This window comes from Cellulophaga baltica (genome assembly GCF_018861125.1).
Taxonomy (GTDB): Bacteria; Bacteroidota; Bacteroidia; order Flavobacteriales; family Flavobacteriaceae; genus Cellulophaga; species Cellulophaga baltica_A.
Genome location: NZ_JAHKQN010000029.1, coordinates 212,757 through 231,559 on the forward strand (window position 1 = coordinate 212,757; position 18,803 = coordinate 231,559).

Here is an 18,803-nt window from a genome sequence, read left to right on the forward strand (position 1 = left end):
TGATTTGCTGGCAAGTAATTAATTTTACTTGCCTTTGTTTAATCGTTCTTTTAATTTTACAGTAGGGCCACTTTTTCTATTTATGTAAGCATGCGACATTGTAACGATAAATATAAGTATTGCGCAAATTAATGCAGTATAAGCAATTGCCGTATGGTCTTTACTGTGTCGCACAAATATGGCAAGTAATGCCCAAATTCCTACCAAACCAAATTCACGCATATTACGCTTGTAAGTAATTAATAAATTGATGATTGTCGCTATAATAATCATTGCAATTGTCCATTGAATTTCAGTCAAGAAACCACCTTGCCAACCTATTTTTGAAAAGTAAGCGGCTGTATTTGCTATGGTTGCAACAGAAATCCATCCACTATAAACACAAATTGGCCACCATACCAATGCAATAACTTCAATTGGAGCGTCCCAACGTTCCATGTTTGTATTCAAAATTATTTTTATTAATGAAAAAAGTATACCTAGCATGATTAAAACAGATAAACCAGTATAATCGTATACAAAAGCCAATACCCAAAATGCATTTAAGAAATTTGCGATAGCAAACCAATACCCTGTTTGAATAATAAAGTCAGATTTTTTATCACTAAAAAAAGCACGTTTTACTTGAAAAATTGCGTAACCTATTAATGCTAAAAAAATAGGTCCCCAAATCGCAAAGGCATAACCTTCAGGTGTAAAAAGGTTATCGTATTTGTTACTTATGTCACCAATTGTAGTGTTGTTAAATTCTAGTGCTTGAGATAGGTAATTAATCAATATTACAAATAGTACTGATACCGAATTTAAAATTGCTAGTTTCTTTTTCATACAGTGAAATTAATTTCTTTTAAATATTACTATTAATGTAATCGAATATAAAATAGACTATAATAATTATTCTGATAGATTAACTTTAAAAATTTCATCTTTTGCAATTACAAAAACTTGATGCTCTTTAGTAGGTTGTAATGTATATGTACCTGTAAATTCTCCAAACGCAGGTAAAATCATTTGTGTTTTGCTACAAAAAAAGCAAGCCAGCTTTAAAATTTGCCTACCAGAACCTTTCAGTTTTATAGCAGGATGAATATGACCCGAAAAGTTATAAAATTTTTCTCTTTCTTCAGGGTGATGTGTGAACAAGAAATTGTCAATAATTATTTCAGAAGCTAATTTAATATGTAAGGCTTCATATTTTACGGGAGAAATAATATCGTGATTACCAATAACTAATAAAATTTGCGAATTAATAGTTGCTACCCAGTTTTCAAATAATTGCCATTCATTATTTATTGACGAATGAAATAAATCACCCAGAAAGCAAACGTGGTCGGGTTTAAAATAGTCAATTACGTCACTTAATAGTTCAAAATTTTTATGGATTGCACTTTGCGGTACTGCAGCACCATGTTTTCTAAAATGAGAAACCTTACCTAAATGTACGTCGCTAATAATTAAAAACGACTTTTCTTTCCAAAATAATGCACCATAGCAGTGCATTATAAATGTGTTGTTTTCTATACGTATTGTTTCAGTCATTCAGGTACAAAAATACGGAATACAAAAGCATATTTACTTTTTCATGAGTATTGCCGTCATTCGTTTTATTCTATCGGCTAATTTTTCACTTGATAATTTTTCACGCAATCTATCAGTAATTATCGGGAATGAAAATGGTGTTGGTTTACTGCAAGACTTCCAAATAATATCTTGTTTTTCAATACGTTCTAATGCTAATCTCAAACGTCCTTCTTCCAATTGATGCTCAAAAGTTTCAGTAAATGCCTGTTTAAATAATAAATTGTCCGCTTCATAATCTCTAAAAACATCAAATAGTAGTTGTGAATTACTTTGCAAATGTTTCATTTTAATATTTTTATTTGGGTAGCCTGTGAATACTAGTCCGCTGATTACGGCGATGTCTCTAAATTTTCTACGTGCCATTTCAGTAGCATTTAAGCTTTTCTGTAAATCACTGAGCATATAATCTGTTGAAAAAAGATTATTGTCTAATACTTGTTGCATGTCGATTTCCTTGTCAGAAAGTAGCTCAAAACCATAATCATTAAAAGCTAGTGAAAATGTTATAGGGGCAAGTAAGCTAATTCTATAACCTAATAAACTGCCCATTGCTTCATGCACAAATCGACCTTCAAAAGGGTAAAATATATGATGATACCCATCACGCGATTTAAATGTCTCAATTAAAAATTCATTAGGTTTTGGAACAATACTTTCTTTTTGTTGCCTATCAAATATGGGTTTTAAGGCTTTTAATTCAGGACTCAATTTTTTGTTAGCTGAAGCTTTATACAATTCTTCACGAAGTAGATCTGACATTTGTGCTGAAAAAGTTAACCGACCGCCCATCCAACTTGGCACCTTGTTCGTTTTTTTATTAGAATTTCTAACATGTACTTGCATGTCTTTAATTCTTATAAATTCTAGGTTTCTCCCAGCGAAAGTAAAAATGTCACCAGGTGATAATTTAGAAACAAAAAACTCCTCAATAGAGCCAATGTATCCTCCTTTTTGATATTTAACAGTCAAGTTTGCATCACCCACAATTGTCCCAATTTGAAATCGATGTCGCATAGCTATTCCCCTGTTGTTCACTTTAAATTTCCCATCTTCTTCAATCTCAACTTTTTTATATTCATCATAAGTTTGAAGACTTTGGCTACCCATTACCACAAAATTTAGTAGCCATTGCCACTCTTCTTTTGTTAAAGCTTGATAGCAGAACGTTTTAACCACTTCATCATAAATCTCGTTAGGGTAAAATCCATCAGAAATAGCTAATGTGGTTAAGTATTGTAGTAATACATCATAACTACTTAAATACGGCATTCGATCTTCAACAACAGTATGTTTAACAGCTTGTTGTAGCGCCGAAGCTTCAATAAGTTCTATAGCGTGCGTAGGTAAAAAGTAAATGACACTTTCTTTACCTGGGCGGTGACCACTACGGCCTGCTCGCTGTAAAAAACGAGCGACACCTTTGGGACCACCAATTTGAATTACGGTTTCCACTGGTGCAAAATCAACACCTAAATCTAAACTAGAAGTACAAACAACAGCTTTTAAACTTGAGTTTCTTATCGCTTGTTCAACCCATAAACGTGTTTCTTTATTTATACTACCATGATGCATGGCTATTTCACCAGCAAATTCAGGGTGACTTTCTAATATTTTTTGAAACCAGATTTCACATTGGCTTCTGGTATTTGTAAATAGAAGCGTAGTTTTACTGGTGTTTATAATAGGAATTATATCTTCTAATAAATGCAATCCTAAATGACCACGCCACGGAAAAGTTTCCATTTTTTTAGGAATAACACTTTTTACGGTAATCTTTTTGTTCAGTTTAGCTTTAATTAATACCGAATTTTCTAAAGCTTTAGATTCTGTACCCAATAACACTTCTCGAGCTTGATCCAAATTACCAATGGTTGCTGAAATTCCCCAAATGCGTAATTTTTTAGAAGTAGCTTTAAGTCGAGATAAAGCTAACTCCATTTGCACACCTCTTTTTGTCCCTAAGAGTTCGTGCCATTCGTCTACTACAATCGCAGTACAATCTTTAAAAATTTTAGCATATCCTTTTGTTGCGAGTAATAATTGCAAACTTTCAGGAGTTGTAATTAATAAATCGGGCATATTCTTTTTCTGGGAAGCTCTTTCTTTTGTTGAAGTATCGCCAGTACGTATACCTACAGTCATTTGTGTTCCTAAATCTTGAGAAACCCGATCTGCCGATTGCCGAATTTCATCAGATAATGCACGCAATGGAGTAATCCATATAGCTTTTAGACCTTTCTTATGTTTTGTTTGATATTCAGAGTTTGATTTAATGTAGTTTAAGATAATAGGAAACCAAAGTGCATATGTTTTTCCGCTACCCGTTGGTGCATTAAGTAATCCGTTTTTACCCTGTAGAAAAGCTTTCCAAGTATCTTTTTGAAATTTGAACGGTGTCCAGTTGTTTTCTTGAAACCAATTTTCGGCAATGGTATATAATTCTTCTCTATTCATAAAAGACTTATGATTTCACATTTTCATTAGCTACTTTTTTTATGGTAGGGATCAATGCTTTTAAATCAGCCAAAGTATTGGCTTCATCAATTTTTTTGTCCTTTCGCCAACGTAAAATCCTAGGGAACCTAGTAGCAATACCACTTTTATGTCTTTTAGACAAAGCGATACCTTCAAAAGCAATTTCAAATACATGTTCAGGAGTTACACTTCTAACAGGACCATAGCGTTCTAAGGTATTTTTCTTAATCCAAGCATCAACTTTTCTAAACTCAGCATCTGTTAATCCGGAGTAAGCTTTTGCAAAAGTTACCAATTCTTTTTTTCCATCTTCGTTTTCATTCCATAAAGCAAAAGTATAATCAGTAAATAAATTACTTCTTCTACCATGCCCTCGCATTGCATACGTTAATACGGCATCAATAGTTAAAGGATCGACCTTCCATTTCCACCAATCGCCTTTTTTTCTACCAACTTGATAAGGTGAATTTTTACGCTTTAACATTAACCCCTCACTATGTAGTTCTCTTGATTTCTCTCTTTCTTCAGCAACTGCTTCCCAATTATCAAAACTGATAGTTTCAGAAAGATGTAACGGTAAATTTTCATTATTTGAAGTTACTTTACGGAATAATTTCTCAAGTAATTTTCTCCGTTCAACAAAAGGCAATTGCCTAATATCTTTACCTTCCCACTCTAATAAGTCATATGCTTTTAAAATTACAGGCACCTTTTTTAAAAGTGATTTAGTGACTGTTTTTCGCCCAATTCGCGATTGTAAATCATTAAAAGTTCCGATAGTATTTTCAGTGAAAGGCAAAATTTCTGCATCAATAACAGTTCCATTTGGTATAATCCCAATCAATGTTTCAAACTCTGGATATTTATCGGTAACGAGTTCTTCACCACGGCTCCAAACAAAAAATTCATCATTTCTAAATATAGTTTGTGACCGGATGCCATCCCACTTATGTTCGGCCGACCATTCATTTACATCTCCTAAATCTTCTACTTCATTTTCTATGGCATAGGCTAAATAAAAAGGATAAGGTTTTGATAGGTAGTCACTTTTATTTTCTTCAAGAACCAATTTTTGAAAAGTAATAGCACTCGGGTCCCAATTACCCATCAATTTATAAGCGAGAATATCTTCATTTATTCCAGTAGCTTTTGATAATGCTTTAGTCATTAATTTCTGACTCACACCAATTCGAAAACCACCTGTAATTAGTTTTGTGAACACAAAACGTTCATAATAATCTAGTGACTCCCAGTTTTCAAATAGGTATGCTTTTTTATCTTCTTCTGATTTCTTTTTTAAAAGAATCATTTCATTTAAAAACTGAGTTAAGCTTTTATCAGTTTCTTTTGCAGCAAAAGGAATAACAAGAGCTATGGTTTCTGCTAAATCACCAACAATATGATAACTTTCTTCAAAAAGCCACATGGGTATTTTTGATAGTTCAGAAGCCCATTGTCTTAAAAGTGTCGTGTTTACGGGTCGTGGAGGTCTTCGGTGGGATAGAATTGCAATCGTCCAGACTTTATCTTCATCATTAGCATCAACAAAATAAGCCGCTAATGCGGAAACTTTCGTATTTGTTTTTGTAGTGCTGTCTAGTGTTTTTATTAGGGATGCGAATTTTTTCATTTTCTATTGTTTAGATTGAACTAATTCCACTTCATTTTCTGATGCTGTTTCATCTTCCCCATATTGCGTTTCTTCAGTTCTAGCGTCATAACCTTGTTCTCTTAAATATTTTGAGAAAATATCAGTATAACCATGTGTGCAAATTATTTTTTCAGCACCAGTAGCATTTATACTATCTAACAAGCCAGTCCAATCACAGTGATCACTTAAAACAAAACCTTTATCAATTGCGCGTCTTCTTCTTGCACCCCTAAAAGTCATCCATCCACTTGCTGAGCCCGTAACATAAGGGACCATCTTACGAATCCAAGTACTACCATGTGCACTAGGTGGTGCTAAAACAATATTCCCAAGTAATTCTTTTTTTTGTGTTTCGCGAGTTATTAGTGTAGTTTCAGGGAAGTCAACGATAGGACGCAATACTTCGGTCATTTTTTCAATAGCACCGTGAGTATAAATTTTGCCAATTTCAGGGTTTAAATATTTTAAAAGTCGTTGTGCTTTGCCTAAACTATATCCGAAGAGAATAGAAGTTTTACCTTCTGCTTGATTTTCTAACCACCAATTATTAATAGAGTCCATTACTTCTTGCTGAGGCGTCCATTTAAATGCAGGCAACCCAAATGTACATTCTGTAATGAAGGTATCACATTTTACAATTTCGTAGGATGTTGATATTCCGTCATCTTCAGTTTTATAATCACCAGTAAATACCCAAACTTCACCTTTGTGTTCAACTCGCACTTGCGACGATCCAATAATATGTCCTGCAGGATGAAGACTAAATTTTACATTGTTAATGGTAAATGTCTCATTCCATTTTACACCGCTTACATTTATATCGCCTAATCTATGTTTTATAATAGGTACGTTGGTGTGGTGTGTAATGTATTTTTTATGTCCCCAACGGCTATGATCAGCATGGCCGTGAGTTATTATTGCCTTTTCAACAGGTTTCCAAGGGTCTAAGTACACTTTTGCTTCACTACAATAAATGCCTTTTTCGGTAAATTCTAATAATGGGTTATTCATTTTGTGATTTTTGTAAATTAAACAAGGTTAATTGTTTAATTGATAAAAAAACTATTTACAAATTGTAAAATGGAATTTTAAAGTTCTAAAATATTCCATTTTAAGATAAGTAATGAACTCGAAAAAAATTATATTTGCCCCCATAAAAATTAAATTATGTCTTTTGTAGATTTATATAGTAGTGGTGAGCACAGTAGAAATTTAGCACATTTTGCATCAATTGCAACTTTAGCAAGTGTTGATGGAGAAGTAAACCCTAAAGAAAAAGAGTTGTTAGATCGTTTTGCTAGAAAACTAGATATTACGGATAAAGAATACTCAGAAGTAATGGACCAAAAAAATCAATACCCTATTGATCCACCAAACAATTCTGAGAAAAGATTAGAACGTTTATTTGATTTGTTTAAAATAATATTTGCTGATCATGAAATTGATGATGAAGAAATGATTTTGATTAAAAAATATGCTTTGGGTTTAGGTTTTTCAAGTGAACAAGCTAAAGAAGTTATTAGTAGATCAATACGATTATTTAGTGGTAAGTTTGATTTTGATGAATATTTATATTTCGTAAAGAATAAATAATTCAACATTATATTATAAAAAAAAGGGAGCAATTTGCTCCCTTTTTTTGGTTTATTACAGGGTTTAAGGTTATTTCATAAATTCTTTAGCCTTTTCGACCATTTTTTTACTTCCACAGAAAAAAGGAACACGTTGGTGTAACTCTTTAGGGTCAATTTCCATAATACGTTGTTTACCATCACTAGCTAAGCCATCCGCTTGTTCTGCAATAAACGCCATAGGGTTACATTCGTATAATAATCTAAGTTTTCCTTCAGGTGCTTTACTACTTGTTGGGTACATGTAAATACCACCTTTGATCATGTTTCTATGAAAATCAGAAACTAACGATCCAATATAACGAGACGTATACGGTCTGTCATCTTCTTCTTTTTGGCAATACTTAATATAATCTTTTACACCTTGTGGAAAATGAACATAATTACCTTCATTTACGGAGTATATATTTCCTGTTTCAGGGAATTTCATGCCTGGGTGTGATAAATAAAATGTACCTAGTGCTGGGTTAAGTGTAAAGCCGTTTACTCCGTCGCCTGTAGTATATACGAGCATAGTACTAGTACCGTAAACAATATAACCAGCAGCAATTTGTTTTGTTCCAGGCTGTAAAAAATCGTCCATAGTAACAGGACTTCCAACGGGTGTAACACGTCTGTAAATAGAAAATATAGTGCCAACAGATACATTTACATCAATATTTGAAGAGCCATCTAATGGATCAATCAAAACAACATACTTGTTTTGGTTGTTATTGTCAAAACTATTGATACTTATAAAGTCATCTTCTTCTTCAGAAGCGATACCACAAACAATCTCACGTTTTCTAAGTGTTTGAATAAATTTTTCATTAGCTAGAACATCTAATTTCTGTTGGTTTTCACCTTGTATATTAGTGTCTCCTGCCTCCCCTAAAATATCAACTAAACCAGCTTTATTAACCTCATGGTTAACTACTTTGGCTGCTAGTCTTAATCCGTTTAATAAACGAGATAGCTCCCCTGATGAATATTTAAAAGAATCTTGATTTTCAATTATAAATTCGCCTAATGTTTTATACTGTTTAGTCATTTGAATAGTGTTTATATACTTACAAATATCGTATTTTTTGTGAAACTACAACGTTTTCGTAGTATTTATGTTTTTTAAATTTATAACTTAGTGTTATGTTTGTAACAAAGTTAAAATGAAGGATATTTTTGTTATTATATAATGAAAATAACCCCTTTGTTTTTAAGTAATTTATAATAATAGTAGTATGGAATATGTAATTCGTGATGCAAAAAAAGAAGACATGCCACAAGTATTACAGCTTATTAATGAGTTGGCAGTATTTGAGAAAGAGGCTGATGCTGTTGAGGTTACTGTTTCTGATTTAGAGAGAGATGGCTTTGGAGCAAATGTTCGTTTTCATTGTTTTGTAGCAGAATCTGATGGAGTTATAAAGGGTATGGCATTAGTGTATAATAGATACTCTACTTGGAAAGGGCCAATTATTCATCTTGAAGATTTAATAGTTACAGATAGCATGCGTGGTTCAGGTTTGGGTACTGCATTATTAAACGAAGTAGTTAAATACGGAAACAAATTAGGTGTTAAACGTATTAATTGGGAGGTAATTGATTGGAATGAGCCTGCCATTAAATTTTATGAGAGTAAAGGTGCCAATGTTATGCGCGACTGGGATGTTGTTCAGCTAGATGAGAATGGTATTAAAAATTATATAGCAAATTTATGAGAATTTTTAAGTTCGGAGGAGCATCGGTAAAAGATGCAGATGGTGTAAAAAATGTAGTTAGTGTACTAAATAAAGTTGGTTATGAAAATACATTAGTTGTTGTTTCTGCAATGGGAAAAACAACCAATGCAATGGAAACAGTTATTAGTAGTTATTTTGAAGATAAACCAAGAGTTGCTTACGCCATTCAAGAAGTTTTAAAATTTCATAATGATATTTTAATGGATCTTTTTGAGAATGATAAGCATCCTATATTCAAACAAGTAAAATTATTATTTGAAGAGGTTCAAGGCTTTTTAGCATGGAACAAATCACCAAAGTATAGTTTTGTTTACGACCAAGTTATTGGTTATGGTGAGTTGGTTTCAACGACTATAATTAATGCCTACTTAAATGAAGTTGGCATTACTAGTAATTGGTTAGATGTTAGAGACGTTATTAAAACGGATGGGAATTACCGTGACGCGGCTATCAATTGGGAAAAGACACAAAGCAACGTTACAAAATCAATAGATAAAACAAAGCTATATATTACTCAAGGTTTTATTGGGAGTGATGATAATAACTTTACAACTACACTTGGTCGTGAGGGGTCTGATTATTCTGCAGCTATTTTAGCCTATTGTTTGAATGCAACAGATGTTACTATCTGGAAAGATGTTCCTGGAGTTTTAAATGCTGATCCGCGTTATTTTGAAAATGCTGAGTTGCTGAATAAAATTTCATATAAAGAAGCTATCGAGTTGGCATTTTACGGTGCATCTGTAATTCACCCTAAAACATTACAACCTTTACAACGTAAAGAAATTCCGTTGCATGTTAAATCATTTTTAAACCCTAAAAACCCTGGTACTGTTGTAGGTAAAGGGAATGGAATAGAGCCAAAAGTACCTTGCTTTATTGTTAAAAAGAATCAAGTGTTGATGAAATTATCATCATTAGATTTTTCTTTTATTGTTGAAGATAATATTAGCGAGCTTTTTAAACTATTGTCTGATTATAAAATGAAAGTAGATTTAATTCAGAATTCTGCGATTAGCTTTTCAGTATGTTTTGAAAATAAATTTGATTGTTTAAATCAACTTTTAGATGCTTTGAAAAGTAAATTTAAAGTTTCGCATCACGAAGGTGTGTCATTATACACAATTAGACACTTTAATGCTGAAGCAATTTCATCATTACAAAATGGGAAGGAAATTATTTTAGAGCAACGTGGTAAAGAAACTGTGCAACTTGTAGTAAAATAATTTAGAAAATTACCCTTGTATTTTATAGAAAAAACTAAAAAATAGCTTTTGCCATCTTCCGATTTCGCTATATTAGCACAACAGTAAAATGTGTTATAGAATATGGGTTTAGTAACCGCAAAGGAAATATCAAAAGCTATTCATTTAGATAAGTATGGTTTTATAGGAACTTTTATAAGTTGGTTGCTTATGAAAGTGACTAGATTATCTCGTATAAATAAGTTTTACGATACCATAAGCCATTTAGACGTTGATGCTTATAGCCAAGCAATTATTGAGTATTTTGAAATTGACTATCAAGTAATTACAGAAGAGCTAAAGCGCTTGCCTAAAGATGGTGCTTTTGTAACTGTTTCTAACCATCCGCTAGGTGGTGTAGACGGTATTATTTTAATCAAACTGATGGCTAAAGCTAGACCAGATTTTAAAATAATGGCTAATTTTTTATTACAAAGAATGGAGCCTATAAAACCATTTATAATTCCTGTAAATCCTTTTGAAAATCATAAAGATGCTAAAAGTAGTTTAGGAGGTTTTAAAAACGCATTATTACATTTAAGAAACGGAAATCCATTAAGTGTATTTCCTGCAGGTGAAGTATCTACAATTAAAGATGGTAAATTAATAGTTGATAAACCTTGGGAAGAGGCTGCCATTAAATTAATTAAAAGAGCAGAAGTACCAGTTGTACCTATCTATTTTCACGCAAAAAATAGCCGATTGTTTTATCGTTTAGCCAAGTTTAGTGATGTTTTTAGATCAGCAAAAATACCTTCAGAAGTATTTTCACAAAAACACAGACCAATTAAAATTAGAATAGGACAACCAATTTCGGTAAAGGTTCAAAAAGAACATAAAACTCTTGAAGAGTATACTGATTTTTTACGTAGAAAGACGTACATGCTTTCTAATGCTTACGAAAAAGAGCGATTAACTGAGCGTATTAGAGAACAAATACCAACTTCATTAAAACTACCGAAAGCACCACGTAAAATTGCTACAGCTATAAGTCCGGAATTAATAGAAGAAGAAGTTGTAAAACTACGTCAGAAAGATTGTAGATTATTGCAGAGTAAAAATTACGAAGTGTTTTTAGCTACTGAAAAAGATATGCCTATGATTTTGCAAGAAATAGGTAGGCAACGTGAAGTAACTTTTAGAGCTATTGGTGAGGGAACGAATAATGCGATAGATTTAGATCAGTTTGATAGTTATTACCATCATTTGTTTTTGTGGGATGACACTGAAAAAACTATTGTTGGAGCATATAGAATGGGTTTAGGTTCAAAAATTTATGCAAAATATGGTATTGATGGTTTTTATGTGCACGATTTATTTAGGGTGGAGCCTGAGCTTTATTCTATGATGCAAAACTCTATTGAAATGGGTAGGGCATATATAGTAAAAGCTTACCAGCAAAAACCAATGCCTTTATTTTTGTTATGGAAAGGTATTGTACATACTACATTACGTTTCCCCGAGCATCAATATTTAATTGGTGGTGTAAGTATTAGTAATCAGTTTTCAAATTTTTCAAAATCATTAATGATTGAGTTTATGAAATCTAACTATTGGGATCCATATGTAGCACAGTATATACGCCCTAAAAAAGAGTTTAAAGTAAAACTTAAAGATGCAGATAAAGAGTTTGTTTTTGATGAAACTCAGGCAGATTTAAATAAGTTTGATAGGTTGATTGATGAGGTTGAACCAGGTAGTTTACGTTTGCCTGTTTTAATAAAAAAGTACATAAAGCAAAATGCTAAAGTGGTGGCTTTTAATGTAGATCCGCTTTTTAATAATTCAGTTGATGGTTTAATGTATATTAAAATATCAGATTTGCCAGAAAGTACGGTAAAGCCCGTTATGGAAGAATTTCAAGAAGAATTAGAACGTAAATTAGCAAACGGTTCTAATAGCGATTTAATTAAAGATTAATTAAAAAAGTTCATAAATATAAAAAGCCAAATCTGAAAAGATTTGGCTTTTTAAGTATTTTAAACTCTAGTATTTAGAACCAAGGTTTTCTTCCTGCTTGGTACGTATTGTAAAATTCTTCGTCAGATTTTGTTAGGTAAATAATTCCTTCAATAAATCCAATAATACCAGCACCTCCACAAGTTACTATACTAGCGATAATTTGAATAATTCCTTCTTTAGTATATCCTAAAATAAATTTGTGAATACCTAAATACCCGAAAAATATACCTAAAAGACCAGCAATTACTTTTTTATTTTCTTCACCAGAAACACTTTTGTTTAAGCCATCTGCGAATTCATTTACTGTTTTTTTAGCTTCATTGGAGAACTCCTCAGCTTTGTTTTCAAAATTGTTACTTTCTTCTGACATTAGGTTGTTTGTTTTGTTATTAATTCTATAAATGTAATAATTTATTTTTATACTACTTAAAAGCACTGTCAATTGGCTTCCATAGATCAATTTTGTTTCCATCAGGATCTAAAACTCAGCCAAATTTTCCATATTCGTATTCTTTAGTTTCACTTACAATAGTTACACCTTCTTCTTTTAAAACGGCTAATAGCTCTACAAGGTTTTCTACCTAGCAACTCATTATAAACGATGATTTTTTTTGTAAAAATATATAGTATCATCTTTCATAGGGCTCCATTTTGTAGAACAGTCGCTCCCTTCTTTATTTTTTTACTAAACAGTGGAACCGTATTTATCGGTGTTTAAACCTAAATGATTTTTATACCAATTTTTAGTTGTTTCAGGATCTTTAGTTTTAAAAAAGAATCCACCTAAGCCAGTTACTCTATTTTTCATAAGCATTGGTTTTATAAATACTAATTTATTTAAGACTTATAATGCCTGTGTTTAAAAATTTACATAAATTTTTCTTTTACTTTATCAACTACTGTTTGGGCTAGTTTTATTTTACTTTCTACCGTCCAACCACCAACATGCGGTGTTAATAAAACATTTTCAGCTTCAATTAAATATTTAAAAGCTTCAGGCAACTCATTATCAGAAAACATGTTTTCAAATGATGATTTTTCATATTCAAGAACATCAAGTCCTGCACCTAATACTTTTTTTGATTTTAAAGCTTCAACTAAATCTTCAGTAATAATACATTTACCTCTAGCGGTATTGATAATCCAGAAAGGTTTTTGAAAACCATCAATAAATTCACTGTTTATCATTTTAATAGTAGACTCTGTTTGTGGTACGTGCAAACTAATTACGTCGCATCTTTGTTGGAATTCCATAATACCAACTTGGCGTGCATTTTCATCACCAACACCACCTTGTATATCATAACATATTACTTCAACATCAAAACCACGAAGTTTTTTAGCAAAAGCTTTTCCCATATTACCATATCCAACAATACCCACTGTTCTACCATCAAGCTCAATACCTCTGTTACCTTCTCTATCCCATTTTCCATTTCGTACTTCTTGATCAGCACTATTCAATTTATTAAAAAGCGATAGTAACATGCCTAATGCGTGCTCACCAACAGCATTTCTATTTCCTTCAGGTGCTGCTGCTAAAAATATATTTTTGTCTTTAGCGTAATCAGTATCAATATTTTCTAAACCTGCACCTAAACGCCCAATGAATTTAAGGTTTGTTGCTTTATTTAAAAAGCTAGCGTCAAGCGTAAATCTACTTCTGATGATAATACCATCGTATTCATGAATTTTAGCTTCAATTTCTTCTTTTGATGACGTGTAATCTTCATCATTTATATATCCTAACTCATTAAATTGTTCAATAATAAGTGGATGATTTACATCTAAATGTAATACTCGCATGTTTTTATATTTAATCTATATTTTTTTCTAATGTAGGTTTTCCTTTTAAATATCCTAATTCTGATAAAAAGATATCGGTTTCATACATGGTTAAGTTAAAATATTTATCACCTTTTCCTTCGGTAAAATAATCACCATTAAAAAAACCATGACCAACATTTTTAAACGAAACCAATTCACATTTATTATCAGCCTCGTTCATTAACCTGGTAAAACGTTGTGCATTTTCAAAAGGGACCGTTTTATCTGCTTCACCATGAAAGTTGAGCATTGGCGGTAACTTAGCTTTAATTTGGTGACAAGGTGAAATTTCCTTTTCACGACCCGCTACTTTTTTGCTTCCATAACCTTTTTCAGTAGTATCAAAAACAGGATTGTAACCAATTACTGCATTGGGTTTAGAGCTAATTTTTAAGTTTTCATTGCTATTTTCATGTCCCTCAATTAAAGCAGTACAAATAGCAATATGTCCTCCTGCAGAACCTCCACTTGCTACAATTTTTTCAGGGTCAACATTCAATTCGTCAGCATGCTCGCGCACCCATCTTATGGCGGATTTACCATCTTCAACACAGTCGAATGGAGTAGTGCCATGCTTCTTTTTAATTCGGTATTCAGCACTAATTGCTAGCATTCCTCTTGAGGCTAAATATTCACTTTGTTGGTAAAATTGGTTAGGATTACCAACTGCCCAGCCACCACCAAAGAAAAAAACAATTGCTGCAGTAGGCTTTGTTTGTAATTTAGGTTGGTATATATGTAGGTAAAGGCTATCTCCGTTTATTACTTTATATAATACTTTTTTATGAGGTTCATAGTCTTTTGCCTGAATGCTTCCTATAAAAACTAAGATGGAAAATAAAGAAAGTAAACGTTTTTGTAGAAGCATAATATTTAGTGAAATTTATAAGCTCAAATTTACATATTTTACTTTGATGTTTTATTTCAAAATTTGGTGGGTTTTGTGATGTTTTTAAAGATTTTTATTCATTTTATATATTTTTTATAGTAAAAATGTTGAAATTTTTGAGATTCAAATTTTCGTTTTAAAGCATTTTTCGTGTTAATTATTACATTTTGACACCGACATATTGTCGGGAATATTTTTTTCTAATTGTTAGATTCTAAACGATTAGTTTTAAATAATTTGAATATTTAAATCATATGGCAGATATGGTTAAGATGTAATAAACTTTCAAGACTATTAATTTTTATACCCTCTTCTGATCAGTTCTTGTGGTTAATTGGGAAAAATAAATTAAAAATGAAAGTATTAGTTATTGGAGCAGGTAATATGGGCTTAACATATTCTGAAGGTATGGCCACATCTCCTCTTCTTAGTAAACACAAATTAAGAATATTTGATACCGATCCTAAAAAAAATGAAACCCTTCGTGCAGATTCAAGATTCAATGTTTTTGACACTTTAGATGATTGCTTACCTAAGGCAGATATCGTATTTATTGCTGTAAAACCTTATCATAGCGATAATTTGTTTGAGCAAATGAAGGCTATGGTAAATGATAGTCAAATTTTTGTGTCTTTAATGGCGGGTGTTACGATTGATACCATTCAGCAAAAATTGGGCGTAAAAAAAATAGTTAGAACCATGCCTAATTTACCAGCATTAGTAGGTAAAGGTGTTACTTCATATACAGCATCTGAGGTTGTTTCAAATGTTGAACTTATTCTTATTAGAAATTTATTAGATACCACTGGGACTTCAATTCATGTAAATACAGAAAAATTTATTGATGCATCTACAGGTATATCTGGTAGTGGCCCAGCTTATGTATTTTATTTTATGCAATCTATGTTAGAAGCGGCTTTAAAAATGGGCTTTTCTGATTACGATTCTAAAGTATTGGTGAGTAACACATTTGAAGGTGCAATTGAATTGTTTAACCAGTCTAACTTATCTCCAGAAAGCTGGATTGATCGTGTTGCGTCAAAAGGAGGTACAACGCAAGCAGCTATAGATTCAATGGACGATAACAATGTGAAACAACTTATACAAGATGCAGCTTATGCTGCTTTTGATAGAGCAGTAGAATTAGGAAAAGAAAAATAAAATTATGAGTGACGGAATAAAACGTGTGGTTGTCAAAGTAGGAACCAATGTATTAACTAATAAAGATAACAGAATATTAGGGCCAGTTTTAAGAGAATTAGTGAGGCAGATTTCGGCTTTATATGAAGAAGGAATTTTAGTGGTTTTAGTGTCATCAGGTTCAGCAATTGCCGGAATGGAAATATTAGGTGACACACAAATAGAAGATAAATCTATTAGACGTCAGGTATATTCTTCGGTAGGTCAACCACGTATGATGCACTATTACTATAGTATCTTTCATGATTACGGAATGAGATGTGCGCAGGTTTTAGCAACTAAAAGAGATTTTGATATAGGAAAGCACCGTGATAATATGATCAATTGTTATGAGGGGCTTTTATCAGAAGGAGTCATTCCAATAGCAAATGAAGATGATGCTGTTTCATTGACCATGTCTATGTTTTCTGACAATGATGAGTTAGCAAGTTTAGTAGCAGAATTAATTGATGCTGATCGATTAATTATTCTTTCAGATATGGATGGCTTATACACTGGTCACCCTGATGATGATGACTCTGAGGTGATTAATGAGGTTAAAACTAACGAAAATGTAGAGCAGTATGTGCAAGGTTCTGTTAAAAAAGAAGGAGAAGGCCGTGGTGGTATGGCATCAAAATTAAGAATAGCCAAAGGTACAGCCCGTAAAAACATTCCAACGTATATAGCTAATGGAAAACGTGAGAATGTAATTATTGATATTGTGAAAGATAAAAAAGTAGGTACAAAGTTCATTTGTGCCTAAATAAATTTCAAAATAAAATAGTATGAAACTTATAAGTACAGATATAAAAAACAAAGTTCTAAAATCAATGATTGATATTTTAGAACGGGAACGTAAAAATATCATATCAGAAAATAAAAAGGATCTTGATGCTTTTCAAAGAGAAGATCAAGCGCTTTATGACAGGCTTGTTGTTGACGATAAAAAAGTTGATGAAATGATTGCCGCTGTTAAAGCCGTAATGCAACAAAGTGACCCTGTTGGTAATGAAATTTCAAACAGAACATTAAAAAATAATTTAAATATTGTAAACACAACAGCTCCTTTTGGCACCATACTTATAATTTATGAGTCTCGACCTGATGTAACTATTGAAGCTACAGTGTTGGCATTTAAAGCCAATAATAAGATATTATTAAAAGGTGGTAAAGAAGCTTTTAATAGTAATATATTTTTAGAAAAATGTTGGCACGAGGCATTAACGGAAAACGGACTAACAAAAGATTGGATTAAACTACTTCATTTAAAACGTGAAGAAACACAAGAGTTTTTAAGAAACCCAACTGAGCCTTTAGATTTAATTGTACCTCGTGGAGGAGAACGTTTAATCAATTTTGTTAAAGCTCACGCTAGCTGTGCGGTATTGGTGAGTGGTAGAGGAAATAACTTTTTGTATGTGTCTGAAAATGCAGACTGGAGCAAAGCTGTTAATGTGATAATTAATGCAAAAACGGATAAAATATCAGGTTGTAATGCTTTAGATAAGGTTTTGATAAATAAAAACCTTCCGGAATATGAGACGAAGCTTAAAATGCTACAAGAGAAATTAGAGAAATATAAGGTTGAAATTTTAGTAGATGATAAGGTTTCTGATGTTCTTTCACAGAAAGAAACTGTTTCAGATATAGATGTTTGGTATGAAGAATTTCTGGCTTTAAAATTACTAATAGGAGAAGTTGAATCTCTAGATGAAGCAATTCACGTTATTAATAAATATTCTGGTAAGCATTCCGCTTCAATAATTACTGAAAATAAAATTGAAGCAATGAATTTTATGCAAAATGTTGATAGTGCTGCTGTGTATCACAATGCATCAACAAGATTTACTGATGGCGGTCAAATGGGAGTTGGTGCAGAACTAGCTATTAGTACAGATAAACTTCATCATAGAGGTCCGTTAGGTTTAAAACAATTAGTGACCAATAAATACTATGTTTTTGGTGACGGACAGGTAAGAGTTTAATTTTTTTTAAAGAATTTTAGAACACACTTAATTATAGGGTTTTATAAAACTCAAATACCTAAGTGTGTTCTAAACTCTTATTTTGATAATAACGTTACTATTGCAGCATTACCTTGCATTTTAGCGTGTGTTAATGCAGTATTACCTCTATTATCAGTAATATTCTTATCAGCATTATTCTCAAGTAAAAATGTAGCTATTTCTGTATGACCAAACGTACTAGCGTAAATTAATGCAGTAGCATCATTGTAATTTTTTTGGTTGATATTGGTTCCATTATTGACAAGCATTTTTGCAATTTCTAAGTTGCCTTTAAAACAGACACCCATAAGTGCTGTGTTACCTGACAAATCTTTTGCATTTACTGCGGCTCCATTTTCTAATAAAAAAGTAACCACTTCTGGCTGGTCATTATAAGAAGCTAAAATTAAAGGAGTAAAGCCTTTATTGTCAACTGAGTTTATAACATCATTATTGGTTTTGTAAAGCAATTTAATTTCTTCTAAATTGCCATTTCTTGACGCTTCAAAAATAGATTGTGCATAAATGCCTGTTGAACAAATAAATAATATCAATACTAATAAATTTTTCATAGTAGTTAAATTTTTAAAAAGAGGAAGAACTTAAAAGACTTCCTCTTTTTTTAGTTTAATTAATT

At 32.0% G+C, this 18,803-nt stretch carries 17 protein-coding genes and 1 pseudogene; 7 read left to right on the forward strand and 11 right to left on the reverse strand.

What is annotated here, in order from left to right; all coding sequences use genetic code 11:
* Positions 1-24: 24 nt before the first annotated feature.
* The 5 genes from KO500_RS15085 to KO500_RS15105 form a co-directional block, all read right to left on the reverse strand.
* The gene (locus KO500_RS15085; RefSeq protein ID WP_215957393.1) at positions 25-828 is read right to left on the reverse strand and encodes a tryptophan-rich sensory protein; all 804 of its coding nucleotides are present in this window, start codon (positions 826-828) and stop codon (positions 25-27) included.
* Positions 829-894: 66 nt separating this feature from the next.
* Positions 895-1,539 (reverse strand): ligase-associated DNA damage response endonuclease PdeM, encoded by a 645-nt coding sequence (gene pdeM / locus KO500_RS15090; RefSeq protein WP_215957394.1) that lies wholly within the window; start codon positions 1,537-1,539, stop codon positions 895-897.
* 33 nt (positions 1,540-1,572) lie between these two features.
* A complete protein-coding gene (locus KO500_RS15095) occupies positions 1,573-4,035 on the reverse strand; it encodes a ligase-associated DNA damage response DEXH box helicase (RefSeq protein WP_215957395.1) in 2,463 nt (820 codons plus the stop codon).
* A 7-nt stretch (positions 4,036-4,042) separates the two neighbouring features.
* Positions 4,043-5,686 carry an ATP-dependent DNA ligase gene (locus KO500_RS15100; protein ID WP_215957396.1) on the reverse strand — a complete coding sequence of 548 codons (1,644 nt, stop codon included), beginning with the start codon at positions 5,684-5,686 and terminating at the stop codon, positions 4,043-4,045.
* 3 nt (positions 5,687-5,689) lie between these two features.
* Positions 5,690-6,718: a ligase-associated DNA damage response exonuclease gene (locus tag KO500_RS15105; RefSeq protein WP_215957397.1), complete on the reverse strand. Its 1,029-nt coding sequence runs from the start codon at positions 6,716-6,718 to the stop codon at positions 5,690-5,692.
* Between the two features lie 156 nt (positions 6,719-6,874).
* On the opposite strand from KO500_RS15105, the gene KO500_RS15110 reads away from it, so the two are divergent.
* Complete coding sequence (locus KO500_RS15110; RefSeq protein WP_215957398.1) at positions 6,875-7,300, forward strand: TerB family tellurite resistance protein; 426 nt, start codon at positions 6,875-6,877, stop codon at positions 7,298-7,300.
* A gap of 69 nt (positions 7,301-7,369) precedes the next feature.
* Here KO500_RS15110 and fbp read toward each other — a convergent pair whose 3' ends face one another.
* Positions 7,370-8,368 (reverse strand): class 1 fructose-bisphosphatase, encoded by a 999-nt coding sequence (gene fbp / locus KO500_RS15115; protein WP_215957399.1) that lies wholly within the window; start codon positions 8,366-8,368, stop codon positions 7,370-7,372.
* Positions 8,369-8,555: 187 nt separating this feature from the next.
* Here fbp and KO500_RS15120 point away from each other — a divergent pair, with 187 nt between their 5' ends.
* The 3 genes from KO500_RS15120 to KO500_RS15130 all read left to right on the forward strand — a co-directional run bounded on the left by KO500_RS15120 (position 8,556) and on the right by KO500_RS15130 (position 12,220).
* A complete protein-coding gene (locus KO500_RS15120; RefSeq protein ID WP_215957400.1) occupies positions 8,556-9,035 on the forward strand; it encodes a GNAT family N-acetyltransferase in 480 nt (159 codons plus the stop codon).
* Complete coding sequence (locus KO500_RS15125; RefSeq protein WP_215957401.1) at positions 9,032-10,282, forward strand: aspartate kinase; 1,251 nt, start codon at positions 9,032-9,034, stop codon at positions 10,280-10,282. The genes KO500_RS15120 and KO500_RS15125 overlap by 4 nt, the downstream gene beginning before the upstream one ends.
* A gap of 102 nt (positions 10,283-10,384) precedes the next feature.
* Complete coding sequence (locus KO500_RS15130) at positions 10,385-12,220, forward strand: GNAT family N-acyltransferase (RefSeq protein ID WP_215957402.1); 1,836 nt, start codon at positions 10,385-10,387, stop codon at positions 12,218-12,220.
* Between the two features lie 73 nt (positions 12,221-12,293).
* Here KO500_RS15130 and KO500_RS15135 read toward each other — a convergent pair whose 3' ends face one another.
* From KO500_RS15135 to KO500_RS15150, 4 genes and pseudogenes are all read right to left on the reverse strand, one after another.
* Positions 12,294-12,632 (reverse strand): TM2 domain-containing protein, encoded by a 339-nt coding sequence (locus KO500_RS15135; protein WP_215957403.1) that lies wholly within the window; start codon positions 12,630-12,632, stop codon positions 12,294-12,296.
* 52 nt (positions 12,633-12,684) lie between these two features.
* Positions 12,685-13,070, reverse strand: a pseudogene (locus KO500_RS17620) (VOC family protein).
* 59 nt (positions 13,071-13,129) lie between these two features.
* The gene (locus KO500_RS15145; protein ID WP_215957404.1) at positions 13,130-14,068 is read right to left on the reverse strand and encodes a 2-hydroxyacid dehydrogenase; all 939 of its coding nucleotides are present in this window, start codon (positions 14,066-14,068) and stop codon (positions 13,130-13,132) included.
* A 10-nt stretch (positions 14,069-14,078) separates the two neighbouring features.
* Positions 14,079-14,957: an alpha/beta hydrolase gene (locus KO500_RS15150; RefSeq protein WP_215957405.1), complete on the reverse strand. Its 879-nt coding sequence runs from the start codon at positions 14,955-14,957 to the stop codon at positions 14,079-14,081.
* A gap of 375 nt (positions 14,958-15,332) precedes the next feature.
* On the opposite strand from KO500_RS15150, the gene proC reads away from it, so the two are divergent.
* The 3 genes from proC to KO500_RS15165 are packed head-to-tail and all read left to right on the forward strand — an operon-like array spanning position 15,333 to position 18,145.
* Complete coding sequence (proC, locus tag KO500_RS15155) at positions 15,333-16,139, forward strand: pyrroline-5-carboxylate reductase (protein ID WP_215957406.1); 807 nt, start codon at positions 15,333-15,335, stop codon at positions 16,137-16,139.
* 4 nt (positions 16,140-16,143) lie between these two features.
* Positions 16,144-16,923, forward strand: a complete 780-nt coding sequence (gene proB, locus KO500_RS15160; protein WP_215957407.1) for a glutamate 5-kinase — start codon at positions 16,144-16,146, stop codon at positions 16,921-16,923.
* A 22-nt stretch (positions 16,924-16,945) separates the two neighbouring features.
* The gene (locus KO500_RS15165; RefSeq protein ID WP_215957408.1) at positions 16,946-18,145 is read left to right on the forward strand and encodes a glutamate-5-semialdehyde dehydrogenase; all 1,200 of its coding nucleotides are present in this window, start codon (positions 16,946-16,948) and stop codon (positions 18,143-18,145) included.
* Positions 18,146-18,222: 77 nt separating this feature from the next.
* Here the strand turns inward: KO500_RS15165 and KO500_RS15170 are convergent, their stop codons facing one another.
* A complete protein-coding gene (locus KO500_RS15170; protein ID WP_215957409.1) occupies positions 18,223-18,738 on the reverse strand; it encodes an ankyrin repeat domain-containing protein in 516 nt (171 codons plus the stop codon).
* Between the last annotated feature and the right edge of the window lie 65 nt (positions 18,739-18,803).